Here is a 23293-nt window from a genome sequence, read left to right on the forward strand (position 1 = left end):
GGCCATCGCGGCGCGCGGGTTTGGACCGAGTCCGATCATCTCATCACAATGACTGAGGTTTCTTAGCCTCAAAATTACACAAAGCCGGAGGAAAACCGGCTTTTTGCCCGGGTTTTTCACTTTTTTGACCTTTTGATAAATTTTACCAATTGATAAAAAAATTTTTTGTGGCAAGCTGAGGTCATAACAAACATATCTACAGGGAGTAGAGTGATGGCACAGGGCCAGATGGCACCCGGCATCGTCGCTGGGCGGCTTTCCAGCGATGAGCTGACCTCGAATTTCACCGATCTGCATCCGCCACTGGCCCCGCATGAGGCCGCCGTTGCCGCTGATCGATGCTATTTCTGCTATGACGCACCATGCGTGACAGCCTGTCCGACGGATATCGATATTCCGTTGTTCATTCGCCAAATTCAGGCGGGGCAGCCACAGTCGGCAGGGCGGACCATTCTGGAACAGAACATTCTGGGCGGCATGTGCGCTCGGGTCTGTCCAACCGAAACGCTCTGTGAAGAAGCCTGTGTGCGCGAGGCTGCAGAAGGCAAGCCGGTTGAGATCGGTAGACTGCAACGTTTTGCGACCGATGACATCATGGCCTCTGGCGCGCACCCATTCGAAAGGGCGGCACCTACGGGCAAGACTGTTGCTGTTGTTGGGGCAGGGCCTGCAGGGCTGGCTTGCGCCCACCGTCTGGCCATGTTGGGCCATGACGTCGTAATCCATGAAAGCAAGCCCAAGCCGGGCGGGCTGAACGAATATGGGATTGCCGCTTATAAATCGACCAATGATTTTGCGCAGGCCGAGGTGGATTGGCTGCTGAAAATCGGCGGGATTGCGATCGAGACCGGATCGGTGCTGGGCGACAGTATCTCGCTGGATGGCCTGCTTGAGAATTACAACGCGGTTTTCCTATCCATCGGCCTGGCTGGGGTGAACGCCCTGCGCGCAGGCGGTGTTGAAAAGGATGGCGTTCGTGCTGCCGTTGATTTCATCTCGGATGTGCGGCAGGCAGATGAACTGGTAAACCTGCCCGTTGGTCGCAACGTTGTCGTCATTGGCGGCGGCATGACAGCGGTAGATGCTGCTGTGAAGTCCAAGTTGCTGGGCGCGGAACATGTCACCATTGCCTACCGTCGCGATCGCGACGCCATGGGCGCCAGCCGGTATGAACAGGACCTTGCCGCCTCGCACGGCGTTCGAATCCTGACCAATGTGCAGCCGGTTGCCGTGCATGGAAACGGAACTGCTGCTGAGATCGAACTGGAATATACCTCCAGCCAGAACGGTCAGCTCACTGGAACCGGCGAGACAATCCGCCTGCCTGCAGATCAGGTGCTCAAAGCCATCGGTCAGACGCTGGATGGCGCGCCTGAAGGGTTGACGCTGGACGGCAATAAGATTGCTGTCAGCGGGGCTGGACGCACCTCAATGTCGGGTGTCTGGGCTGGTGGGGACTGTGCGGCGGGGGGTGAAGACCTGACCGTGACAGCGGTTGCTGAAGGCCGGGATGCAGCGATGGACATCCACGCGACACTCGTTTCGTGATAGAGTGGGGTATTCACCCCATTCCTTTCGCTGCTGAGGTATTCTCATGTCCCAGATCGAACAAGCTGTTGCTCAACACTATACCACCGGTGCCCTGACCGAACGCGTCCGCGCGGCGCTTGAGGCCAGCGGTATTGACCCGGACGCGGCCACCGTTGCTGATCTGAAGGCAGGGGATGAGTTCCACACGGGTGGTGTTCTGGCGACCGATAACCTGTTTGCTCAATTGTCGCCGACCCATGCAACCCGCGTTCTGGATGTGGGGTGCGGTATAGGTGGCACCTCGCGTTATATCGTGGATCGTTTTGACTCGTCGGTAACCGGGGTCGATCTGACGCCTGAATTTGTGGAAACGGCCACCGTGTTGAGCGATCTGGTCGGGCATTCGGAAAAGGCCACTTTTCATGTGGGCAGTGCCTTGGACATGCCTGTGCCGGATGCGGGTTTTGACCTTGCAGTCATGATGCATGTGGGCATGAACATCGAAGACAAGGCCGGACTGTTTGCGGAAGTGTCGCGGGTGCTGGCCACGGGCGGAACTTTTGCCTTGTTCGATGTCATGGGCGGAGACGTGGACGAGCCGCTGGCTTTCCCACTCCCTTGGTCCACTTTGCCGGAGACTTCGTTCGTGCACGCGCCGGATGTGTACAAAGACGCAGCAGTGGCGGCGGGGCTGGAACTTGAGACCGAAACCGACCGCACCGATTTCGCGCTTCAGTTCTTCGAAGATGTCTTTGCCAAGATCGCTGAAAGCGGCCCCGCGCCGCTGGGGATCCACCTAATGATGGGCGAGACGGCGCCCGAGAAATTCCAAAACTACGTCACAAACCTCAAAGCCGGGCGCATTCGCCCGACCGAAATGATTTTCAAGAAATCCGGCTGAGCCGGGAAGGGAGAAGCCATGGCCGATCTGACGACAAACTTTCTGGGCATTTCCAGCCCCAACCCGTATTGGCTGGCCTCTGCGCCGCCGACCGACAAGGAATACAACGTCCGCCGTGCCTTCGAGGCCGGGTGGGGTGGCGTTGTCTGGAAAACTTTGGGGTCCGAGGGACCTCCGGTCGTGAACGTGAACGGCCCACGCTATGGCGCGATATACGGCGCGGATCGGCGGTTGCTTGGTCTTAACAACATAGAATTGATCACGGACCGGCCATTGGAAGTGAACCTTGAAGAAATGGCGCGGGTCAAAGCGGATTACCCGGATCGCGCACTGATCGCTTCGATCATGGTGCCCTGCGAGGAGGAGGCATGGAAGGCCATCCTGCCGCGCGTTGCCGAAACCGGCGCGGATGGGATCGAACTGAACTTTGGCTGCCCGCACGGTATGAGCGAGCGCGGAATGGGCTCGGCTGTGGGACAAGTGCCGGAATACATCGAAATGGTCACACGCTGGTGTAAGCAGTACTACGACCGCCCGGTCATCGTGAAGCTGACGCCGAACATCACCGATATCCGTAAACCGGCAGCTGCGGCAAAGAACGGTGGCGCCGATGCGGTGTCGCTGATCAACACGATCAACTCGATCACAAGCGTCAACCTGGATACGTTCAGCCCCGAACCCTCAATCGACGGCAAGGGCAGCCATGGTGGCTATTGTGGCCCTGCGGTGAAGCCGATTGCACTGTCGATGGTGTCCGAGATCGCGCGGGCCGAGGCCACGCATGGCCTGCCGATTTCCGGTATTGGCGGCGTCACCACATGGCGCGACGCGGCCGAGTTCATCTCATTGGGTTGTGGCACAGTGCAGGTTTGCACCGCTGCGATGACCTATGGTTTCAAGATCATCGACGAACTGACCGCCGGTCTGTCCGAATGGATGGATGAAAAAGGGTACAGCAGCATTGACGAGGTGATCGGTCGAGCCGTGCCCAATGTCACCGACTGGCAGTATCTGAACCTGAATTACATCGCCAAGGCGAAGATCGACCAGGACCAGTGCATCAAATGTGGTCGTTGCTATGCGGCTTGTGAAGATACCAGCCACCAGGCGATTTCGATGTCGGAGGACCGCGTGTTCGAAGTGATCGACGAAGAATGCGTGGCGTGCAACCTGTGCGTTGATGTCTGCCCGGTTGAAGACTGTATCTCGATGGTGCCGATGGCAGCAGGCGAGGTTGATCCGCGTACAGGCAAAGAGGTTCAGCCGACCTACGCAAACTGGACCACGCATCCGAACAACCCGATGGCCAAGGCGGCCGAATGAACCGATTTGGTAAGATCATTACGGGGCCGCTCTTGCGGCCCTTTTTTTCAAGGGGTCAAAAGCTTTCGATACAGCGTGTCCACAAAAGGGTCCGCCCCTTCAAACGGATCCTCTTCCCCCAAAATGGCACGCACCTGAACTTCGAAATCTGCGTAGTGCTGCGTCAGCGCCCAGATCGAAAACACCAGATGATAGGGGTGCACCCGCGCGATTTTACCCTGATCCATCCAGCGCGTAAGAATCACGGTTTTTTTGTCGACCAGTTCCTTGAGATCCTTGGACAAAGCCTCGTGGATACGTGGCGCGCCCTGAACCAGTTCATTGGCAAAAAGGCGGCTTTCGCGTGGTAACTCCTGACTCATTTGCAACTTGCGCCGAATATAGGCCAGGATTTCTTCCATCGGATCGCCATCCTCGTCCAGATCGTGCAAAGGGGCCAGCCAGGTTTCCAGAAGGCCTGATAGCAGTTCAGTATGGATCGCCTCTTTCGAAGGGAAATAGTACAGCAGGTTTGGTTTGCTCAGTCCGGCTTCGGCGGCAATCTGATCCACGGTCGATCCGCGAAACCCGTGGGCTGAAAACACGTTCAGGGCGGCCTCGAGGATCGCAGCACGGTTCTTTTTCTGAATGCGAGTCGGTGCGCGGTCTTTCGGCATGTTTTCAGCGTGTCTCTTTTTTCGACTATAGGCGCGGAATTCAGTGAAAATTCAAGCTGTGCCGCGCAATTTCTTGACTGATCTCGAACCCGTGATAGCGTGAGTTTGACCAGATGGTCAAATCAAGACACCAAAAGCGAGCCAAATCGCAAGCAAACAGGGAAGATGAACATGGCAGCTCCGGCGCAGAATCTCAGGATCAATGGCGACAGGTTGTGGGACAGCCTGATGGAGATGGCCAAGATTGGCCCCGGTGTGGCCGGAGGTAATAACCGCCAAACCCTGACGGACGAGGACGCCGAAGGCCGCGCCCTGTTCCAGAAATGGTGCGAGGAAGCTGGTTGCTCCATGGGTTTGGACCAGATGGGCAATATGTTCGCCCACCGCGAAGGGGCGGACCCTGACGCGTTGCCGGTCTATGTCGGTTCGCATCTGGATACGCAGCCGACCGGCGGGAAGTATGACGGTGTCTTGGGTGTTCTGGGGGGGCTCGAGATCATCCGGACCCTAAACGATCTTGGGATCAAAACAAAGCATCCAATCGTGGCGACCAACTGGACCAATGAAGAAGGCACGCGATATGCGCCCGCCATGCTGTCTTCGGGCGTGTTTGCAGGAATGCACACGCAGGATTGGGCGTACGATCGCGAGGATGCCGAGGGCAAAAAGTTTGGGGATGAACTGAACCGCATTGGCTGGCGCGGCGATGAGGAAGTCGGCGCGCGGAAAATGCATGCGTTTTTTGAGCTGCATATCGAACAGGGCCCGATATTGGAGGCCGAGGGCAAGGATATTGGCGTTGTCACACACGGGCAAGGGCTGAGCTGGACCCAGATCACCGTGACCGGCAAGGATGCCCATACCGGGTCAACCCCGATGCCGATGCGTAAGAACGCGGGCCTTGCGATGGCGCGTATTCTCGAGAAAGTGGACGAGATCGCGTGGTCTCATGCGCCGCACGCAGTGGGAGCGGCTGGTCATATCGATGTCTATCCGAACTCACGTAACGTGATCCCGGGAAAGGCAGTGTTCACGGTCGATTTCCGCTCGCCCGAATTGGATGTGATCACGGACATGGAGAACCGTCTGCGGGTGGCGGCCGAAGACATCGTGGAAGACATGGGCTTGCAGATCGAATTCGAAAAAGTCGGTGGGTTCGATCCAGTGAAATTCGATGATGGTTGTGTATCCGCCGTGCGCGACGCGGCCGAGCGGTTGGGGTATTCGCATACGGACATAATTTCGGGTGCGGGGCATGACGCCTGTTGGATCAACCGTGTGGCCCCGACCGCGATGATCATGTGCCCATGCGTGGACGGGTTAAGCCATAACGAGGCTGAAGAGATCAGCAAGGAATGGGCTTCGGCTGGGGCGGATGTTCTGTTGCACGCCGTCGTCGAGACGGCTGAAATCGTGGAATAGGGGGCTCTGCCCCCGTCGCCCGATGGGCGAATCCCCCGAGGTATTTATAGCCAGATGAAGCAAGCGGTGCAGACCGCATCAGGGAGTTTGAAATGAGCACAGTTATCAAGAACGGAACCGTCGTCACTGCGGATTTGTCGTACAAAGCAGACGTGCTGGTCGAAGGTGGTGTGATCACTGAAATCGGAATGGATCTGAAGGGCGACAAGGAGTTGGACGCCACCGGCTGTTATGTGATGCCGGGTGGGATCGATCCTCATACTCACTTGGAGATGCCCTTTATGGGTACGTACTCCAGCGACGATTTCGAAAGCGGAACGCGTGCGGCTTTGGCTGGTGGCACGACAATGGTGGTGGATTTTGCTCTGCCCAACCCCGGTGAAAGTCTGCTGGATGCGTTGAAACGCTGGGACAACAAATCGACGCGGGCGAATTGTGATTATTCGTTCCACATGGCGGTCACCTGGTGGGGCGAGCAGGTGTTCAACGACATCAAGACCGTGATTGAGACGCGGGGCATCAATACGTTCAAGCACTTCATGGCCTATAAGGGCGCGCTGATGGTGAATGATGATGAGCTGTTTGCGTCGTTCAAGCGTCTGGCCGAATTGGGTGGAACCGCAATGGTTCATGCCGAAAACGGCGACGTTGTGGCCGAGTTGAGCGCCAAGCTGTTGGCTGAGGGCAATACAGGACCCGAAGCGCACGCCTATTCCCGTCCGCCGCAGGTTGAGGGTGAGGCCACCAATCGGGCCATCATGATTGCCGATATGGCCGGGGTTCCGCTTTATGTAGTGCATACTTCTTGCGAAGAGGCACATGAGGCCATTCGTCGCGCCAAGATGCAGGGCAAGCGGGTATGGGGCGAGCCCCTGATCCAGCATCTGACCCTGGATGAGAGCGAGTATTTCCATCACGACTGGGAACACGCTGCGCGGCGGGTCATGAGCCCTCCGTTCCGCAACAAGCAGCATCAGGACAGCCTGTGGAACGGTTTGCAATCTGGAACGCTGAGCGTTGTTGCGACGGACCATTGTGCGTTTACGACTGAGCAAAAACGTTATGGCGTAGGGGATTTCACCAAGATTCCGAACGGGACCGGAGGGTTGGAAGACCGAATGCCCATGCTGTGGACCTATGGTGTGAATACGGGACGACTGACGCCGAACGAATTTGTCGCTGTTACATCAACAAACATCGCCAAGATATTGAATTGCTACCCTAAAAAGGGTGCGGTTCTGGTCGGCGCTGATGCTGATCTGGTGGTTTGGGATCCAAACAAGGCCAAGGTGATTTCGGCTGAGACGCAGCAATCATCGATCGACTACAACGTCTTTGAGGGTAAGGAAGTGCGCGGGTTGCCGCGGTTCACGCTGACCCGTGGTGCGGTGGCGGTGCATGATGGAGAGATCAGGGCTCAGGAGGGTCACGGGAAGTTTGTGGCGCGTGAGGCCAACACCCATGTCCATAAGGCTCTGAGCACCTGGAAAGAGCTGACGGCACCACGGCCCGTTGAGCGGACGGGTATACCGGCCACCGGTGTTTGATCTGTTTGGGCCGCTTTGCAGGCGGCCCTGACACCACTCTTTTCAAGGCAAAGTAATGAACACTGAAAGCACGACCCAGCCCGTCATCCAGGCAAGGCAGCTGGACCTGACGTTCCAGACCAACGATGGGCCAGTTCACGCGCTCAAGGACGTGAACCTGACAATCGACAAGGGTGACTTTGTCAGTTTTATCGGGCCGTCCGGATGCGGCAAAACCACGTTTCTACGCTGTATCGCGGCGTTGGAAACACCTACGGGTGGCACGCTGACTGTAAATGACATGACCCCCGATGAGGCGCGTCGGAAACGGGCTTATGGGTATGTGTTTCAGGCGGCGGGTTTGTATCCGTGGCGCACCATTGCCAAGAACATCAAGTTGCCGCTTGAGATCATGGGATATTCCGCCGCCGAACAGGATGAGAGGGTGAATAAAGTCCTGGAACTCGTTGATCTTTCTGGCTTTGGGGGGAAGTTTCCCTGGCAACTATCCGGTGGGATGCAGCAACGCGCAAGCATCGCGCGGGCCTTGGCATTCGATGCCGACATCCTGCTGATGGACGAGCCGTTCGGCGCGTTGGATGAGATTGTGCGCGATCACCTGAATGAACAGCTTTTGGCGCTGTGGGCGCGGACCGAGAAGACAATTGGCTTCGTGACACACTCGATCCCCGAGGCGGTGTATCTCAGTACCAAGATTGTGGTCATGAGCCCAAGACCGGGGCGGATCACGGATGTAATTGATAGCCCTCTGCCCAGAGAACGGCCATTGGACATTCGTGACACGCCGGAATTCATCGAGGTCGCGCATCGCGTGAGGGATGGGCTGCGGGCGGGGCATTCCTATGACGACTGAACTGAACGCAGATAAGATCAGACGCGCCGTGCCAAGTGACGTCAAGTCCTGCGCCAAGGTCGTTCACGACTGGGCGACGCAAACAGATTGGATGCCCGAGGAATTGCCGGTGGAAGAACTGGCGAACCTGATCCGGGATGCATTCGAAAGTCGTGAGATCTGGGTCGCCGGTGATCCGGTCGATTGCTACATGTCGGTTGATCCCGAGCAGCAGAAGATTGGCGCGCTGTATTGCAGCCGAACGGGGCAAGGCATCGGCAAGCGGTTCATCGATATCGCCAAAGAGGGAAGAGGGTTTCTTTGGCTGACGACCCACAGGCCCAACACCGCGGCGCAGCGCTTTTATCGCCGCGAAGGGTTTGAAGTGACCGCAGAGGAGCCTCCGGTACCGCCAGACACTGTGCCCGTCTATCGCATGGAGTGGCACGCATGAAGCAGGTCGTTGCCATACTCACAGTTGTCGCTGCAATCGCCCTGATTTGGTACGCGGCTTGTGTTCCGATGAATATCAAAGGTGTTCTGAGTGAGCTTGAGCGTGGCGGGGCCGAGGTTCAGCCGCCCACTGCAAGCGCGCGCCGCGACTTGGGCGAGTTTGGGCTGGTGGTAAACAACACGTTTACGATCCCCGCCGCGTGGGAACAGAAAAAACCCCGTTTGCCTTCGCCCCATCAGGTCGTGATTGAATTGTGGGAAACGACTGTCGAGAAGAAAATCACCTCGAAACGATCGTTGATCTATCATGGGTGGGTGACGCTCAGCGCGACGATGCTTGGCTTTGTGATCGGCACGGGGTTGGGCATCTTGCTGGCTGTGGGGATCGTTCATAGCCGCGTGATGGATTTGTCTGTCATGCCATGGGCCATTGTGAGCCAGACGATCCCCATTATTGCACTGGCACCAATGATCATTGTTGTCCTGTATTCGGTTGGCGTTCAGGGGATAATCCCCAAGGCCATCATATCGGCTTACCTTAGCTTTTTCCCGGTTGTCGTTGGTATGGTCAAAGGGCTGCGCAGCCCCGATGCGATGCAACTGGACCTGTTGCAAACCTATAATGCCAGCCGGTCGCAAGGCTTTTGGAAACTGCGCTTGCCTGCGTCGATGCCTTACCTTTTCACGTCGTTGAAAATCGGTATCGCGGCGTCTTTGGTCGGCGCAATCGTGGGGGAACTGCCGACAGGGGCCGTCGCCGGGCTGGGTGCTCGTTTGCTGGCTGGCAGTTACTATGGCCAGACGGTGCAGATTTGGTCGGCCTTGTTCGCGGCCGCCATTCTGGCTGCCTGTCTGGTTGGATTGCTCGGATTGGTTGAGCGGATGGTCCTGAAGCGGATGGGGATGGCGCAATGATGTTGGTTATCTTTGCTCTGCTGCTGTGGGCTTTTGGCTGGTGGTTGAACAGCCGCCTGGCCAGTGGACCGCAGGCGGACAGTCGGATCGTACGCTTTCTGGCGCCGGTGATTTTCGGGCTGACCGTCGTAGGTGCGTGGGAGCTGTTGGTGCGCGGACTAGAGGTTCCGTTGGTCATCCTGCCAGCACCTTCCGCCATCGCGCTGCGCTTTGCCGGTAGCCTTGACATTCTGTGGGCGGATTTTGTTCAGACAATTCTGAAAGGTGCGCTCAGCGGATATGTCATCGGCTGTGGATCGGCATTTCTTATGGCCATTGCTGTGGATCGGTGGGACTTCCTGCGCCTCGGTCTTTTGCCTGTGGGGAATTTCGTAGCAGCTCTACCCATCGTTGGAACGGCGCCGATCCTGGTCATGTGGTTCGGGTTTGATTGGCATTCCAAAGCGGCGGTGGTCGTTGTGATGGTGTTCTTTCCGATGCTGGTCAACACCGTGGCCGGGTTGCGTGAAGCCACGGCGATGCAGCGCGATCTGATGGAGACTTATGCCGCAACCTATTGGCAGAGTTTTGTGAAACTGCGTTTGCCTGCGGCGATGCCTTTCATTTTCAATGGGTTGAAGATTTCAACAACTTTGGCTTTGATCGGAGCCATTGTGGCAGAGTTCTTTGGCTCGCCAATCGTGGGGATGGGCTTTCGGATTTCTACCAGCGTAGGCCAGCTGTCGCTTGATATGGTCTGGGCCGAGATCGTGGTGGCAGCGCTTGCCGGCACCGCCTTTTATGGCCTCGTCGCAGGCATCGAGAAGGTCGTGACGTTTTGGCATCCGTCACAACGTGGATAAGAAAAGGAATAATTCAACAGACCTCGAAAACGGGGCAACCAAAAGCAACTAGGAGATATGAAGATGAACAAGCTACTTAGCGGGGCGGTTGCCGCCTTCAGTTTGGCAGCCACTACGGCGCTTGCGGCGGACGAAGTGACGTTGCAGTTGAAATGGGTCGGGCAGGCGCAATTTGCTGGCTACTTTGTAGCAGAAGCGAAAGGTTTCTACGACGAAGAAGGGCTTGATGTCACAATCAAACCGGGCGGTCCGGACATCGCACCGGAACAGGTTATTGCTGGAGGTGGTGCCGACGTCATCACCACTTGGATGGCCGCTGGTTTGGCTGCGCGTGAACGCGGTGTTCCGCTGGTAAACATTGCACAGCCGTTCAAAACCGGAGGGCTTCAGGTCAACTGCCTGAAGTCCACCGGCGTTGAAACGCCCGAGGATTTCCCCGGCCGTACCATGGGTGTTTGGTTCTTTGGCAATGAGTATCCCTTCTATGCCTGGATGGCGTCCTTGGGCATCGAAACGGATGGCGCGGACGAGAACGGGGTCACTGTTCTAAAACAGGCGTTTTCCGCAGATCCCCTGATTCAGGGGCAGGCGGATTGCATCTCCACCATGACGTACAACGAGTACCGCCAGATCCTTCAGGCCGGTATCACGCCCGAAGAGCTGGTGACTTTCAACTATCTTCAGATGGGTTTTGGGATGCTCGAGGACGGCCTGTATGTCATGGAAGAGAATCTGAGTGATCCTGAATTTGTCGACAAGATGGAACGGTTCGTTCGTGCCTCGATGAAGGGCTGGAAATATGCAGCTGAAAATCAGGAAGAGGCCGCTGAAATCGTGCTGGAATTCGATGAGACCGGCGCGCAGGAGCTGGACCATCAGGTTTACATGATGGGTGAGGTCGCAAAACTGATTGAAGGATCAGACGGTGCGCTGGATCCGGCTGACTACGAGCAGACAGTGAAAACACTGCTCTCGGCCGTTTCTGCAGAGAACCCGGCAATTACCAAGCAGCCCGAAGGTGCCTGGACGCACCAGATCACGGATGCAGCCTTGAACTGATCCAAGTTGTCAATCCGAACAATTTCAACGCGGTCCCGATTGGGGCCGCGTTTCATATTTCCTATGCCGGATTTGTGTCTGTACTCATTCGAAAAACAGAGTAGTATTTACCTGTAAATAAACGCATTTCGTACGAAATGCAGGCATCATGGTAGAAAATGCAAGGATTTGCATCAGAATTCAACTCTGCAATTTCTCTGATCCTGCATGGGGACTCAGAGCTTTGGGCGATTGTGCTGTTGTCTCTGAAGGTTTCACTGTTTGCCGTGCTGATTTCCGCGCTGATTGGGATGCCTGTGGGGGCTGCTTTGGCCGTTGCCCGGTTTCCTGGAAGACGCATTTTGATCGTGCTGATGAATGCACTGATGGGGTTCCCGCCCGTGGTCGTGGGCCTGCTGGTCTATCTGATGCTGTCCCGTTCAGGCCCTTTGGGTGTACTGCAACTTTTGTACACGCCAACTGCGATGATTATCGCGCAAGTGGTGCTGGTCACGCCAATCGTCGCGGCATTGACGCGGCAGGTGATCGAGATGCTGGCCGAGGAGTATTCGGAACAGTTGCGATCCCTCGGCGTGTCCAGGCTGGCTTCGGTTCCGGTTTTGTTGTGGGACGCAAGGCTGGCCTTAGTTACGGCCTTGCTGGCAGGCTTCGGACGCGCCATCGCCGAGGTTGGCGCGGTGATCATTGTCGGGGGCAACATCAACCACGTGACGCGCGTGATGACCACAACCATCGCGTTGGAAACTTCAAAGGGAAACCTCGCATTGGCGTTGGCATTGGGGGCGATCCTGATCGGGATTGCTGTGGCGGTGAACGCAATGGTCAGCGCCGTAAGCTTGAAGGCCGAGCAAGAGGGGTTGCGCCATGCGTGATGGCATCTGCAACTTGGTGAGCCGCCTTGAGGTCAAAGATCTTCGGATTCGCAGCAAAGGCCGTTCGTTGCTGGATGTGCCGTCGCTGGTTCTGGATGGTCCCGGACCAACCCTCATCCTTGGTCCGAACGGCGCGGGCAAAAGCCTGCTGTTGCGTTGTTTGCATGGTCTGATCGCACCGGATCGCGGGCGCGTCGTCCAGGACGGACTTCCGCTGAGCACGACACAAAAGGCGCGTCAGGCTATGGTGTTCCAGCAACCGTTTTTGTTGCGTCGTTCGGTTGCTGCAAATCTGGACTTTGTTCTAAAGCGTCAGAGTATGGGGCGCACAGACAGAAAAAAACGCATCGCCGAATTGCTGGTCGAAGGGGGGCTGGACGGCAAGGCGCGACAGCCGGCTCGCTCACTTTCCGGGGGTGAGGCGCAGCGGCTGGCAATCCTGCGCGCCCTGGCGACTGAGCCCGAAACTCTGTTTCTGGATGAACCGACCAGTGCCCTGGACCCGAGCGCCACACAAATGATCGAGCGGATGATCCAGCGCGCCTCGGCACGTGGGGTGCGGATCGTTATGGTGACACATGACATCGGACAGGCGCGACGTTTAGCTGCGGATATTGTCATGATGCAGGGCGGTCAAGTGGTCGAACATGGGCCCGCGAAACAAGTATTGGATGCCCCCGAAAGCGAAGCATCGCGTCGCTATCTGGCGGGTGGGTTGGTTACATAATAAGAAAAGACGGAGAACATGATATTTCGGGCATTTATTCGGGCAGCAGCAGTTACACTTGGCCTGTCGGCAGGGGCGGTTTCAGCAGAAACGCCGTTCATTGTTGTTCAATCCACGACATCGACGCAGAATTCTGGACTGTTGGAACACATATTGCCGTGGTTCGAGGCTGAGTCTGGCATAGATGTGCGCGTTGTCGCGGTTGGAACAGGTCAGGCCATTCGCAATGCAGTCAACGGGGACGGGGATGTTCTGCTGGTCCACGCCAAACCAGCCGAAGAGAAATTTGTCGCGGACGGCTGGGGCGTCGAGCGCAAAGACCTGATGTATAACGATTTTGTTCTGGTCGGCCCAAAATCTGACCCGGCCGGTATTCGTGGAGGCACCGATATACTGGTTGCTCTGACGGCCATTGCAGAGGCCGAAGCCCCTTTTGCATCGCGTGGCGATGACAGTGGGACGCATAAGGCCGAGCTGGGCCATTGGTCGTCTGCCGGGCTTGATCCAAAGGGTGCTTCCGGCACGTGGTATCGTGAAACCGGATCGGGTATGGGCGCGACCCTGAACGTGGCCGGGGGCATGGACGCCTATACACTTACAGACCGGGCCACGTGGCTGTCTTTTGGCAACAGAGGCAATCTAGAGGTGTTGGTCGAGGGCGATCCGCGTTTGTTTAATCAATACGGTGTGATCCTTGTGAACCCGGAAAAGCACCAACATGTGCGGGCGGCATCCGGTCAACGCTTTATCGACTGGTTGACGGGGCCGGACGGGCAGGAGGCGATCGCGTCCTTCAGGCTGGAGGGACAGCAGGTGTTTTTCCCCAATGCCCAATAAGTTGGCCTGCAGCCAACACCTGCGGGGCGAGTATTTCTGAAAAGATGAAGCGGTTGGCGGAGGATCAGCCGCTGGCACCATTGTGATGGATCGTACCGAGGCCCGACAGGTCATAACCGCCGAATTCGCGGGCCCGTTGAGTGAAATGATCCGAGCGTAGCAGCGACATCAGTTTTTGCATCGGTGGATCGAAAAACGATCTGCGCCAGATCGCCAGGTCCAGCCTTTCGGAATGGGTGGGGACAAAGCCGAGGTTGTAAAGCCCGGCCAAGGCACCCAGTCCAAAGCCTGCTTCGGCCTTTTGATCGTGCAGGGCAATGGCCAGCTCTTCCTCGGTGCGTGCGCGGCTGGGAAAAATGTCAAAATCGTCGTAAGTTAGGTCATGTGCTTCAAGTTGCGCATTGAACAAGTGCTGGCTGGCTGCACTGTCTTGCCGCAGGATGATGCGTCGCGATTTGAGGTCTTGGAACGATCTGATGTCCAATGCGCCCGGCGCCAGTAACAAACCGCGTTCTCGACGGGCGACTTCATAGAGGATCACCGGGGCTTCGCCCAATGAGTCGCGCAGGGATTTGGTATTGAACCCTCCGTCCTCGTGGATGTGCAGCACAGCGGCCTGCGCGCTGCGCTCGCTCAATCGTGTCAATCCGTCGAAAGAGCCATCATAATACGTTGCCAGCCCCGATCCGCTTTCGCGCAATGCCCAGTCCAGAAGGGGATCATGGCTGCCAGCAACGATCGGGGGCAGGGGCGGTTCCGCCACTTGAGGCCCAGACCGTGACGCGTTGAGCCAGGCGATGATCTCGGCCCGTGGGAACAAAAGCTTGCCCATGGCGCGCACACAAGGCACCTCGCCGGATGAGGCAAGGTCATAGGCTTTACGCTCGCCAATGCGCAAAAGATCGGCCAGTTCGCGGGTGGTCAGGTATTGAGACATTCAGTCCAGGCGCACCGCAGAACCAGATGTGCTGTCCGCGGCGCTGAACCCGATCTGGTCCAACGTCGTCGGGGCTGCAACTGTAATCACGACCATCGCGACAACCGCGGCTAAAAAGGCTTTCATAGTCTCCTCCGGTTCAGTTCTGGTCGTCCGTCGCACGGCGCAGAAAAGCGATCAGGTCGTCCCGGTCCTGCTGTTCTGTAATCCGTTGCATCGGCATCTTCGACCCCGGAATGTAATGATCCGGCCCCTCATCGAAAAGGGCATTTATTGTTTGTTCATTCCAAACAATATCAGAGTCTTGCAGCGTATCCGAGTACAAATATCCCGGCAGCGATCCGGCGGGTCGCCCAAAGATACCGTGCAGTGTTGGACCCGCCCGACGTTCGCTGTCGGGTGTCAGGCTGTGGCAGATCGAGCATTTGCGGGCGAATTGACGTTCGCCATTCTCCATTTCGTCGGGATCTTTCAGAAAACTGGGCTCGGTCGAAGCCATTTGCTGTTGATCCGACAGCGCACCCACGGGCCAGCTGTACATCGCCGCGTCTATGCCCCCTGCATGAATGTTCTGGCCATCATCAGAGAATGACAGCGCCCAGACCGGTCCGCGCAGCGTTGCGCGAAAATCCTGCGTGATGCGCCATTCGGTCGTGTCGATCATCATGATATAGCCTTCGCCGTCACCGACCGCCAAAAGGCTTCGGTCCGGGCTGAGTGCAAGGGCCAGGATCGGGCGGCGGTCCAGAGTGAAGTCGCGTTCTTCACCGGTTGTCAGATCGAGGATGCGCGTCACCCCGTCCACCGCGCCATAGGCGATCCAGTTTTCCTGCGCGTTGAAAATCAATTCGTTGATGCCAAATCCGTGCTCAACCAGCCGGTCCGTTTCTTCGCCGGTTGCGACATCCCACACGCGTAAGGACCCATCGACGCCAGCGGAAAAAAGCTTTGATCCATCCGGTGAAAAAGTGACCGCATTCACGCCACTGCCCGTGGGGCCGAACAGGGCGGGGGCAGTGCCATCGACGGGCCATAATCCGATTGTTCCGTCCCAACTGGCCGTTGCGACATGCGTTTTTGAGGCAGCCACAGAAACGATCTTGCCTTTGTGTTGGCCGACGATCTCTCCGCCCGGCCAGCGGCGGAGGGTAAAATCGTCTCCGGCGGAATAAATTGCTGTACCGTTGAAGACGACCGCGTTGACGGCTGCTTCGTGACCTTCCAGCCATTCGGGTGTCTGGTCCGACCATAGCCCGACAGAATTGTCGAAACTGGCTGTTGCGATCCGTCCATCAGGGGCCGTTGCGATACCCATGATCGGCCCGCCATGACCTTTGAGCGTGAAGAACTCCGCCCATGCGGGCAGGGGGATCAACGCACAGGCAAGGATCAGCCAGCGCATCTATTCGGCGGGTGAGGCCGCTGCCTTGCCAGCCTCTTTTTCCTGCACCTCTTCCAGCCACAACGAGTGGTGTTCGCGCGCCCATTGCTCTTCGACTTCACCAGTACCCATTGCATCAAACGCGCCCTCCATCCCGACCGAGCCGAGGTAGATATGCGCGATGATGATGGCGATGAAGACATAAGCGACCATCACGTGCCAGACTTGGGCGTATTGCATCTCTTCCTGAGGTGACATTTGCACGGGCAGGTTCAGACCAAGCGCCTGTGGAATGCCGGTGGCATTGGCAACCGAGAAGGTCTTGGCGAACATCGGCAATTCAAACGGAAACAGCAGCGACAGGCCGGACAGGCTGATCGAGACTCCCAGCAGTATGCAGGCCCAGAAGATGATCTTTTGACCTGCGTTGAATTTCTTGGCGGGTGGGTGGCTGTTTTTGCTGAATAAACCCCCACCGGCAGCCAGCCATTTCAGGTCTGTGCGGTTGGGGATGTTATGGGCAATCCAATTCACCGTGATGATGATCAGCCCCAGCATGAAGGCCCATGCCAGATTGTTGTGAAGCCATTTGCAGCCTTGCGCGATGGTTGCGAAACCTTCCTTGCCGAAGATCGGAATCAGGAAGTCGCGGCCATAGAGTGTCAGCAGGCCGGTGATCGCAAGCACGATGAATGATCCTGCAAACAGCCAATGCCCGAAACGTTCAAAACTGGTGAAGCGCAGAACGGTACGGCCGGTCTTTTCTCCGTCGATGCGAATCTTGCCTCGGATCAGGAAAAACAGAACGATGATGGCCAGCATTCCTGCGATGATGTAACCGCCATATTCGCGTAACGGCCCTGTGCGGAATTCCCACCACCACATGCCGCCGTCTTGGATCAGCACACTGTCGGCAGGTCCGCGCGAGGACACGGTGACGTCCGCCGAGCCAAAGCGCAGCGCGCGGTATACATCACTGTCGGACGATACGCCGCTGGGTCCAAACTGGCCCAGAAGGCCTTCGACATTGCCTTGGCCAGTGTTTTCCGAGCGATAGGTGTTATCTACTTTTTCGCCGCGTTGACGCGCGAGAATATCCTCAAGCGTGGTCGCACCACCGGTCGAGGCGCGCTCATTCGTGGTGGCTGGTTCCCCAGCTTCGTTTGTTTGCGCAACGGTGGCCTGTGCCAGCCCAATGGTGAACAGCAATGCGATGAGTAAGCGGAACATCTGAACCTCGGTCAAAATCCCTGATCAGGCGACCCACGGATGCGGGTCGCCTGTTTAGTTCATCACAGACGGTCTTAGCCGTCTTTCTGGTCGTAGGCGGTGCCCCAACCCCATGCGCCGGACCCGAAGCCACGGGCGACGACACGCTCGCGGTAGATGGCCGACACAACGTCGCCGTCACCAGCGAGCAGGGCCTTGGTAGAACACATTTCGGCGCAGATGGGCAGTTTGCCCTCGGCGATCCGGTTGCGACCATATTTGGCGAACTCTGCGGTCGAGTGCGTTTCCTCGGGACCGCCAGCGCAGAAGGTACATTTGTCCATCTTTCCACGCGATCCGAAGTTGCCCGCCTGCGGGTATTGCGGCGCGCCGAACGGGCACGCGTAGAAGCAATAACCACAACCAATGCACAGGTCCTTGGAGTGCAGGACGACCCCTTCTTCATTCTGATAGAAGCAGTCGACCGGGCACACCGCCATGCAGGGCGCATCCGAGCAATGCATACAGGCCACCGAAATCGAGCGTTCGCCCGGGTCACCGTCATTGATCGTCACCACCCTGCGGCGGTTCACGCCCCACGGCACCTCGTGTTCGTTCTTACACGCGGTGACGCAGGCATTGCACTCGATGCAGCGTTCGGCGTCGCAGAGAAACTTTGCTCTTGCTGCCATGTTCTCTTCTCCTCCCTTACGCTGACCAGATTTTGCAAAGAGTCGCTTTGGTCTCTTGCATCTGGGTCACGGAATCATAGCCATAGGTCTGGGCGGTGTTGGTACTTTCACCCAGCACATAGGGATCGGCACCTTTCGGGTATTTCTCCCTCAGGTCCTCGCCCTGGAAATGGCCGCCAAAGTGGAACGGCATGAAGGCCACGCCGGCACCGACCCTGTTGGTCAGCATCGCCATCACCTTGACCTTGCCGCCTTCAGGACCTTCGACCCAGACCTGTGATCCGTCGCGAATACCAAGGTTGTTGGCATCGCGTGGATTGATCTCGACGAACATGTCCTGCTGAAGCTCGGCCAGCCACGGGTTCGACCGTGTTTCATCCCCGCCGCCTTCATATTCGACCAGACGACCTGACGTTAGGATTATCGGGTAATCCTTTGAAAAGTCGTTCTTCTGAATCGAAGCATAAAGGGTGGGCAGGCGATATGCGTGCCGGTCCTCGTAGGTCGGATAGTCCTCCACCAGGTCGCGCCGGTTCGTATAAAGCGGCTCGCGATGCAGTGGGATCGGATCCGGGAAGGTCCAGACAACCGCGCGGGCTTTGGCGTTCCCGAAGGGCGCACAGCCATGCTCGATCGCGACCCTCTGGATACCGCCGGACAGGTCGGTTTTCCAGTTGGTCTCTGGTCCCGCAACGGCGTCGATGGCTGCGCGTTCCTCGGCCGTCAGATCGCCATCCCAACCAAGGTCCATCAGCATCTGCATCGTGAACTCGGGATATCCATCCTGAATTTCCGATCCAACGCTATAGACCCCTTCGGCCAACAGGTTGTCGCCATCCCGCTCCACGCCAAAGCGCGCACGGAAGGTCAGGCCACCTTCGGCCACCGGTTTGGACATGTCATAGAGGTTTGGTGTCCCCGTATGACCCATCTCCGGTGTTCCCCAGCAGGGCCAGGGCAGACCGTAATATTCGCCGTCGTTGGGCCCACCAATGGCTTGCAGCGTGGTTCTGTCGAACGTGTGCTGGTTGGCCATATGGCTTTTCAAACGTTCTGGCGATTGACCGGTATATCCGATGGTCCAGAGACCCGCGTTGAACTCACGCGTGATGCTTTCAACATTGGGGGTTTCCGGATCGTCCATCTCGATATTGCGGAACAACCGATCCGCCCAGCCAAACTTGTTGGCGAACTTGGCCATAATGACCTCGTCCGGCAGGCTTTCGAACAGCGGTTCAACCACCTTGTCGCGCCATTGTAGCGACCGGTTCGATGCCGTGACCGAGCCACGGGTTTCGAACTGCGTACAGGCGGGCAACAGGTAGACGCCATCGGTGCGGTCATGCAGCACGGCCGAGACGGTGGGATACGGGTCGATCACGACCAGCATGTCCAGCTTCTCCATCGCCGTCTTCATTTCCGTCATCCGGGTCTGCGAGTTGGGCGCGTGGCCCCACAGAACCATGGCGCGGACATTGTTGTCCTGATCCATGTTGGCCGGGTCTTCCAGAACACCGTCGATCCAGCGGGAGACCGGGATGCCGCGCTCGTTCTGAAGCGGTTTATCCTTGCCTTCCTTGTCCTTGATCGTGGCGAACTGGCCCGCCAGCCATTCGGGATCTTCACCCCAGACACGAGCCCAATGACCCCATGCACCCTTGGACAGGCCGTAATAGCCAGGCAGGGTGTGGGACAGAACACCAAGGTCCGTTGCGCCCTGCACGTTGTCATGACCACGGAAGATGTTGGTGCCACCCCCCGAAGTGCCCATGTTGCCCAAAGCAAGCTGGAGCACGCAGTAAGCGCGGGTGTTGTTGTTGCCGTTGGTGTGCTGCGTACCACCCATACACCAGATGACTGTGCCGGGGCGGTTGTTGACCATGGTCCGGGCAACGCGCTTGAGCTGCGAGCCGGGCACGCCGGTTACACGCTCGGTCTCTTCCGGGTTCCAGTTGGCGACCTCGGTGCGGATCTGGTCCATTCCCCAGACACGGGTGCGGATGAACTCTTTGTCCTCCCAGCCGTTGTCGAAGATGTGCCACAGAATGCCCCAGATCAGAGCAACGTCTGTGCCGGGACGGAACCGCACATATTCATCCGCATGCGCCGCGGTGCGCGTAAAGCGCGGGTCGCAGACGATCAGCGGTGCGTTATTCTGCTCTTTCGCGCGCAGAACATGAAGCAGCGAGACGGGATGCGCCTCGGCCGGGTTGCCGCCGATGATGAAGATGGCCCGTGAGTTGTGGATGTCATTGTACGAATTGGTCATGGCGCCGTAGCCCCATGTATTCGCAACACCCGCAACAGTGGTCGAGTGGCAGATACGGGCCTGATGGTCCACGTTGTTCGTGCCCCAGTAGGCGGCGAACTTGCGGAACAGATAGGCCTGTTCGTTATTGTGCTTGGCCGAGCCCAACCAGTACACGCTGTCCGGCCCGGATTCCTGGCGGATGTTCATCATGCCGTCGCCGATCTCGTTGATCGCCTCTTCCCAGCTGATGCGCTTCCACTCGCCGCCTTCCTTTTTCATCGGATACTTGAGGCGGCGTTCGCCATGGGCGTGCTCGCGGACCGAGGCCCCTTTGGCGCAATGCGCACCCAGGTTGAACGGGCTGTCCCAGCCGGGTTCTTGCCCGACCCAGACACCGTTCTGCACTTCGGCAACAACGGTACAGCCGACCGAACAGTGGGTGCATACGGATTTAATATTCTCAACGGCGGTGTTGGCCGCTGTTTGGGCGCTGGCAGGCGTCACGGTTCCACCCGTGGCGCTGATCGCGGCAAGGCCGCCGATCGTCAGGCCCGAGCCACGCAGGAATGCGCGGCGATCGACGGTTTTCTCGCCGATCTGGGACAGGATACTTGTCCGCTGGGGGCGTCTCGCAACCCCGTTGGTCTTTTTCCTAAGCATTTCTTTCCTCCCTTGCTGGCCATGAGGATCATGGCTGGCTTGGTAACTACGAAACCAACGTCAGGGCCAATCGCAACCGTCAGTCGGGTAAGTGACATCGTCCGGCTGGTACGCCGGGCGCAGTCGGGGCGGCTTAGAAGCGCGCGCTTTCCAGATAGGCGCGGGTATGCGCTGTATCTTGCATGCGGGTTTCATCCGTCGGCAGCTCGGCTGCTTCGGCTTGACCGCTCAGGCTGGCGGCGGCAACGGCAGCAGGCGCTGCGGTTCCGGCCAGTTTGAGGAAGTCGCGGCGCGTTGCGCCTTCTTCCTTGGTCTTGCTCATGGGCTTCTCCTCTCCCATTTGCGATTTAGCGCCAATTCAGACGCTGGCGAGTGGCGGGTTATGTCGCCGTCATTCGGAAGGCCTCGCGTTCGATTTCCATGAACACTCGACCGGCGGTGCCGACCGAGGCATAGAGAACCGACGCTTCGGCGGCTTCCAAATCCGAATAGAAATGCGCGGCCCAGGGGCCGATATGTTTGTTCCAGAACGCTTTTTGATCTTCCAGTGTGGCCGGTGATCCGAAACGACCCACGATCATCCCGGCCATCATTTCCATAAGCGAGGCGATATTGTCTTCGGGTTCAAACACGTTTTGCGCACGGGTGATCCCGCGTACAGCCATGTCATTGCGCAATTGCGCCAGAGGTTTTTCGTTCAGGAACCCGGTCAGATAAAAACTGGCGTAAGGCAGCAATTCGCCACGTCCCAAACCAATGAATAGCGCGTTGAACTCACGCTCGGCAGCGGCGGGCTTGGTGACCTTGGCAACACGCGCCATAGCCTGAATGGCTTGGCCCAGATCAGTGTCGTCTCCGCTCAGCCCCGACATCTGGTCCAGAAGCAACTGATCAGGCGGGCCGGCCAAAAGCAAACCCAGAAAATTGTAAAAATCCGCGCGCAGCCGGTCTTCGGCTGAAATGTCTAAAGTCTGCGCGTTATTTGCGGTCATGGGTTATCCTTCGAATTCAAATCTCATGCGGCGCGGGGACGGGGGCAGTTCGGCCTCTTCCTGCGTGTAAGCTTCGGCCAGATCCACTTCAGGTGTTGGTGCGGCGGCTTCTGGTTCTTCCATGGCGACCGCAGGTTCGGACATTGGTTCATCCTCCGAGGGGGTTTCCTCTTCGGTGTCGTCTTCACTTGCGGCCAAGGCCTCGACATGGGCCAGCATCCCTTTGCCCACCTGGTAGGCGGTCTGAAGGTTTTCGATCACACAAGCTGCGTCGGTATAGTCTTCGCCGTAATCAACCAGACCGTCCACGTTGGCCAGAACCGGATTCAGTCGCCACAACCGGCGCAAGGCCCGGCGTCGCAACCGATCAGGTACCGCCTTGGCCATGAACCCCGTGACATCGTCGCCCGCCTGTAATTGATCCGGGTCAGGCAGGTTTAACTCGGCCAGTATGTCGGCGTCAGTCTTTTCTTCCAGTTCGGCGTGTTGTGCGGCTATGACCTGTTCTTCTGCCGCTATGACCTCAGCCTCGGCTTCTGCCTGTACGGCGGCCTTGCGACGCGACCAGAAATCGCGCGCCTGGGTCATTGCACAAGCCTCCGAGGTGCGCGGTAGACATCCGAGGCCTGTCTGATCCGTGGGTCGCCCTTGCCGTCCTCGACCAAATCCATGCGTTTCTTGTCGCGGCGGCGCTTGATGAAAACTTCGTCTTTATGGTGTTTGAGCGCGAAATCCCGCACCCAGGCAATCAGCCCTTCGGTCATGGGGATCTTCTCGACGATCTCTTCACCTGTGTCGGCATAGTCCTGCCCCTCAAAAGGCGAGGCCGTGATAAGCACCGCGTTCAAAGGGACGTCCCCCTTCAATTCATCCCGCAACACCAGATAAAGCGAGGGTTGTCCGTCTGACAGGTTGACCATGTAGGCTTCGGTCTCATCCGCCCAAAGGGTCAGGGGCAGGGTGGCTGCATGGTATTCAATAGCGTCGCCTTCGCGACGCAATTCCTGCCAATCGGCAGGACCAGCACCCGGCAAAACGGCTATGGCACGCCAACTCCATCGGGCCCAACGTGTGATCCCGGGTGTCTTGCGCACGATGACGCCAACTGGCATTTCGATCTGGCTTGCGGCCTTGGCCACTGGCTCCTCCCCGAAAGGCTCTCCCCTGCCTTTGCATGAACACTATGGTACACATTGTGTCTTTGTGCCAAGCCTGTGTCCTTAGACTTTGGTCGTATGTTTTGGTCGCAACTGCG

24 protein-coding genes are annotated in these 23293 nt (G+C 57.7%); 13 read left to right on the forward strand and 11 right to left on the reverse strand.

The window, feature by feature from the left end; genetic code table 11:
• The first annotated feature begins 213 nt into the window (after positions 1-213).
• From GOV91_RS00580 to preA, 3 genes are read left to right on the forward strand one after another with little or no spacing between them, the layout of a single operon-like run.
• On the forward strand, positions 214-1548 hold the full coding sequence (locus tag GOV91_RS00580) for an NAD(P)-dependent oxidoreductase (RefSeq protein ID WP_171234075.1): 1335 nt from the start codon (positions 214-216) through the stop codon (positions 1546-1548).
• 46 nt (positions 1549-1594) lie between these two features.
• Complete coding sequence (locus tag GOV91_RS00585) at positions 1595-2431, forward strand: methyltransferase domain-containing protein (RefSeq protein WP_171234076.1); 837 nt, start codon at positions 1595-1597, stop codon at positions 2429-2431.
• Positions 2432-2449: 18 nt separating this feature from the next.
• Positions 2450-3754 (forward strand): NAD-dependent dihydropyrimidine dehydrogenase subunit PreA, encoded by a 1305-nt coding sequence (gene preA / locus GOV91_RS00590; RefSeq protein WP_171234077.1) that lies wholly within the window; start codon positions 2450-2452, stop codon positions 3752-3754.
• 47 nt (positions 3755-3801) lie between these two features.
• Here preA and GOV91_RS00595 read toward each other — a convergent pair whose 3' ends face one another.
• Entirely contained in the window at positions 3802-4410 is a 609-nt protein-coding gene (locus tag GOV91_RS00595; RefSeq protein WP_171234078.1) for a TetR family transcriptional regulator C-terminal domain-containing protein, read from the reverse strand.
• Between the two features lie 171 nt (positions 4411-4581).
• On the opposite strand from GOV91_RS00595, the gene GOV91_RS00600 reads away from it, so the two are divergent.
• The 10 genes from GOV91_RS00600 (at position 4582) to GOV91_RS00645 (ending at position 13916) form a co-directional block, all read left to right on the forward strand.
• On the forward strand, positions 4582-5832 hold the full coding sequence (locus GOV91_RS00600) for a Zn-dependent hydrolase (RefSeq protein ID WP_171234079.1): 1251 nt from the start codon (positions 4582-4584) through the stop codon (positions 5830-5832).
• A 92-nt stretch (positions 5833-5924) separates the two neighbouring features.
• Positions 5925-7379, forward strand: a complete 1455-nt coding sequence (gene hydA, locus GOV91_RS00605) for a dihydropyrimidinase (RefSeq protein WP_171234080.1) — start codon at positions 5925-5927, stop codon at positions 7377-7379.
• A gap of 55 nt (positions 7380-7434) precedes the next feature.
• Entirely contained in the window at positions 7435-8232 is a 798-nt protein-coding gene (locus GOV91_RS00610; protein ID WP_171234081.1) for an ABC transporter ATP-binding protein, read from the forward strand.
• Positions 8222-8665: a GNAT family N-acetyltransferase gene (locus GOV91_RS00615; protein ID WP_171234082.1), complete on the forward strand. Its 444-nt coding sequence runs from the start codon at positions 8222-8224 to the stop codon at positions 8663-8665. Before GOV91_RS00610 ends, GOV91_RS00615 begins: the two co-directional genes overlap by 11 nt.
• Entirely contained in the window at positions 8662-9579 is a 918-nt protein-coding gene (locus GOV91_RS00620) for an ABC transporter permease (RefSeq protein ID WP_171234083.1), read from the forward strand. Before GOV91_RS00615 ends, GOV91_RS00620 begins: the two co-directional genes overlap by 4 nt.
• Positions 9576-10421: an ABC transporter permease gene (locus tag GOV91_RS00625; protein WP_171174581.1), complete on the forward strand. Its 846-nt coding sequence runs from the start codon at positions 9576-9578 to the stop codon at positions 10419-10421. The genes GOV91_RS00620 and GOV91_RS00625 overlap by 4 nt, the downstream gene beginning before the upstream one ends.
• 63 nt (positions 10422-10484) lie before the next feature.
• Entirely contained in the window at positions 10485-11480 is a 996-nt protein-coding gene (locus tag GOV91_RS00630; RefSeq protein WP_171174578.1) for an ABC transporter substrate-binding protein, read from the forward strand.
• 158 nt (positions 11481-11638) lie between these two features.
• Complete coding sequence (locus tag GOV91_RS00635; RefSeq protein WP_171234084.1) at positions 11639-12352, forward strand: ABC transporter permease; 714 nt, start codon at positions 11639-11641, stop codon at positions 12350-12352.
• Entirely contained in the window at positions 12345-13079 is a 735-nt protein-coding gene (locus tag GOV91_RS00640; RefSeq protein WP_171234085.1) for an ATP-binding cassette domain-containing protein, read from the forward strand. Before GOV91_RS00635 ends, GOV91_RS00640 begins: the two co-directional genes overlap by 8 nt.
• An 18-nt stretch (positions 13080-13097) precedes the next feature.
• Positions 13098-13916 (forward strand): substrate-binding domain-containing protein, encoded by an 819-nt coding sequence (locus tag GOV91_RS00645; protein WP_171234086.1) that lies wholly within the window; start codon positions 13098-13100, stop codon positions 13914-13916.
• Between the two features lie 64 nt (positions 13917-13980).
• Here GOV91_RS00645 and GOV91_RS00650 read toward each other — a convergent pair whose 3' ends face one another.
• The 10 genes from GOV91_RS00650 to GOV91_RS00690 form a co-directional block, all read right to left on the reverse strand.
• The gene (locus GOV91_RS00650) at positions 13981-14853 is read right to left on the reverse strand and encodes a helix-turn-helix transcriptional regulator (RefSeq protein WP_171234087.1); all 873 of its coding nucleotides are present in this window, start codon (positions 14851-14853) and stop codon (positions 13981-13983) included.
• A complete protein-coding gene (locus GOV91_RS22800) occupies positions 14854-14979 on the reverse strand; it encodes a hypothetical protein (protein ID WP_256368496.1) in 126 nt (41 codons plus the stop codon).
• A 13-nt stretch (positions 14980-14992) separates the two neighbouring features.
• Positions 14993-16255, reverse strand: coding sequence for a c-type cytochrome (locus tag GOV91_RS00655; RefSeq protein WP_171234088.1), 1263 nt, complete (start codon positions 16253-16255; stop codon positions 14993-14995).
• Complete coding sequence (locus GOV91_RS00660) at positions 16256-17464, reverse strand: formate dehydrogenase subunit gamma (RefSeq protein ID WP_171234089.1); 1209 nt, start codon at positions 17462-17464, stop codon at positions 16256-16258.
• Between the two features lie 74 nt (positions 17465-17538).
• Entirely contained in the window at positions 17539-18135 is a 597-nt protein-coding gene (gene fdh3B, locus GOV91_RS00665) for a formate dehydrogenase FDH3 subunit beta (protein ID WP_039530246.1), read from the reverse strand.
• A 16-nt stretch (positions 18136-18151) separates the two neighbouring features.
• On the reverse strand, positions 18152-21046 hold the full coding sequence (locus tag GOV91_RS00670) for a formate dehydrogenase subunit alpha (protein ID WP_171174563.1): 2895 nt from the start codon (positions 21044-21046) through the stop codon (positions 18152-18154).
• A gap of 133 nt (positions 21047-21179) precedes the next feature.
• Positions 21180-21368: a ubiquinol-cytochrome c reductase iron-sulfur subunit N-terminal domain-containing protein gene (locus tag GOV91_RS00675; RefSeq protein ID WP_170376587.1), complete on the reverse strand. Its 189-nt coding sequence runs from the start codon at positions 21366-21368 to the stop codon at positions 21180-21182.
• Positions 21369-21426: 58 nt separating this feature from the next.
• The gene (locus tag GOV91_RS00680; protein WP_171234090.1) at positions 21427-22038 is read right to left on the reverse strand and encodes a molecular chaperone; all 612 of its coding nucleotides are present in this window, start codon (positions 22036-22038) and stop codon (positions 21427-21429) included.
• A gap of 3 nt (positions 22039-22041) precedes the next feature.
• Positions 22042-22626: a DUF3306 domain-containing protein gene (locus GOV91_RS00685; protein ID WP_171234091.1), complete on the reverse strand. Its 585-nt coding sequence runs from the start codon at positions 22624-22626 to the stop codon at positions 22042-22044.
• A complete protein-coding gene (locus GOV91_RS00690; protein ID WP_171234092.1) occupies positions 22623-23177 on the reverse strand; it encodes a DUF3305 domain-containing protein in 555 nt (184 codons plus the stop codon). The genes GOV91_RS00685 and GOV91_RS00690 overlap by 4 nt, the downstream gene beginning before the upstream one ends.
• Between the last annotated feature and the right edge of the window lie 116 nt (positions 23178-23293).

This window comes from Ruegeria sp. HKCCA6837 (genome assembly GCF_013034475.1).
GTDB lineage: Bacteria > Pseudomonadota > Alphaproteobacteria > Rhodobacterales > Rhodobacteraceae > Ruegeria.

Bases quoted from the DNA above. Each gene is read 5' to 3' on its own strand.
- GOV91_RS00660 (WP_171234089.1), bottom strand. From the start codon at position 17,464: ATGTTCCGCTTACTCATCGCATTGCTGTTCACCATTGGGCTGGCACAG.
- GOV91_RS00680 (WP_171234090.1), bottom strand. From the start codon at position 22,038: ATGACCGCAAATAACGCGCAGACTTTAGACATTTCAGCCGAAGACCGG.
- GOV91_RS00625 (WP_171174581.1), top strand. From the start codon at position 9,576: ATGATGTTGGTTATCTTTGCTCTGCTGCTGTGGGCTTTTGGCTGGTGG.
- GOV91_RS00650 (WP_171234087.1), bottom strand. From the start codon at position 14,853: ATGTCTCAATACCTGACCACCCGCGAACTGGCCGATCTTTTGCGCATT.
- GOV91_RS00640 (WP_171234085.1), top strand. From the start codon at position 12,345: ATGCGTGATGGCATCTGCAACTTGGTGAGCCGCCTTGAGGTCAAAGAT.
- GOV91_RS00595 (WP_171234078.1), bottom strand. From the start codon at position 4,410: ATGCCGAAAGACCGCGCACCGACTCGCATTCAGAAAAAGAACCGTGCT.
- GOV91_RS00600 (WP_171234079.1), top strand. From the start codon at position 4,582: ATGGCAGCTCCGGCGCAGAATCTCAGGATCAATGGCGACAGGTTGTGG.
- GOV91_RS00655 (WP_171234088.1), bottom strand. From the start codon at position 16,255: ATGCGCTGGCTGATCCTTGCCTGTGCGTTGATCCCCCTGCCCGCATGG.
- GOV91_RS00630 (WP_171174578.1), top strand. From the start codon at position 10,485: ATGAACAAGCTACTTAGCGGGGCGGTTGCCGCCTTCAGTTTGGCAGCC.
- GOV91_RS00635 (WP_171234084.1), top strand. From the start codon at position 11,639: ATGCAAGGATTTGCATCAGAATTCAACTCTGCAATTTCTCTGATCCTG.
- GOV91_RS22800 (WP_256368496.1), bottom strand. From the start codon at position 14,979: ATGAAAGCCTTTTTAGCCGCGGTTGTCGCGATGGTCGTGATTACAGTT.
- hydA (WP_171234080.1), top strand. From the start codon at position 5,925: ATGAGCACAGTTATCAAGAACGGAACCGTCGTCACTGCGGATTTGTCG.
- GOV91_RS00675 (WP_170376587.1), bottom strand. From the start codon at position 21,368: ATGAGCAAGACCAAGGAAGAAGGCGCAACGCGCCGCGACTTCCTCAAA.
- GOV91_RS00610 (WP_171234081.1), top strand. From the start codon at position 7,435: ATGAACACTGAAAGCACGACCCAGCCCGTCATCCAGGCAAGGCAGCTG.
- GOV91_RS00620 (WP_171234083.1), top strand. From the start codon at position 8,662: ATGAAGCAGGTCGTTGCCATACTCACAGTTGTCGCTGCAATCGCCCTG.
- GOV91_RS00580 (WP_171234075.1), top strand. From the start codon at position 214: ATGGCACAGGGCCAGATGGCACCCGGCATCGTCGCTGGGCGGCTTTCC.
- GOV91_RS00615 (WP_171234082.1), top strand. From the start codon at position 8,222: ATGACGACTGAACTGAACGCAGATAAGATCAGACGCGCCGTGCCAAGT.
- GOV91_RS00585 (WP_171234076.1), top strand. From the start codon at position 1,595: ATGTCCCAGATCGAACAAGCTGTTGCTCAACACTATACCACCGGTGCC.
- GOV91_RS00645 (WP_171234086.1), top strand. From the start codon at position 13,098: ATGATATTTCGGGCATTTATTCGGGCAGCAGCAGTTACACTTGGCCTG.
- preA (WP_171234077.1), top strand. From the start codon at position 2,450: ATGGCCGATCTGACGACAAACTTTCTGGGCATTTCCAGCCCCAACCCG.
- GOV91_RS00685 (WP_171234091.1), bottom strand. From the start codon at position 22,626: ATGACCCAGGCGCGCGATTTCTGGTCGCGTCGCAAGGCCGCCGTACAG.
- fdh3B (WP_039530246.1), bottom strand. From the start codon at position 18,135: ATGGCAGCAAGAGCAAAGTTTCTCTGCGACGCCGAACGCTGCATCGAG.
- GOV91_RS00670 (WP_171174563.1), bottom strand. From the start codon at position 21,046: ATGCTTAGGAAAAAGACCAACGGGGTTGCGAGACGCCCCCAGCGGACA.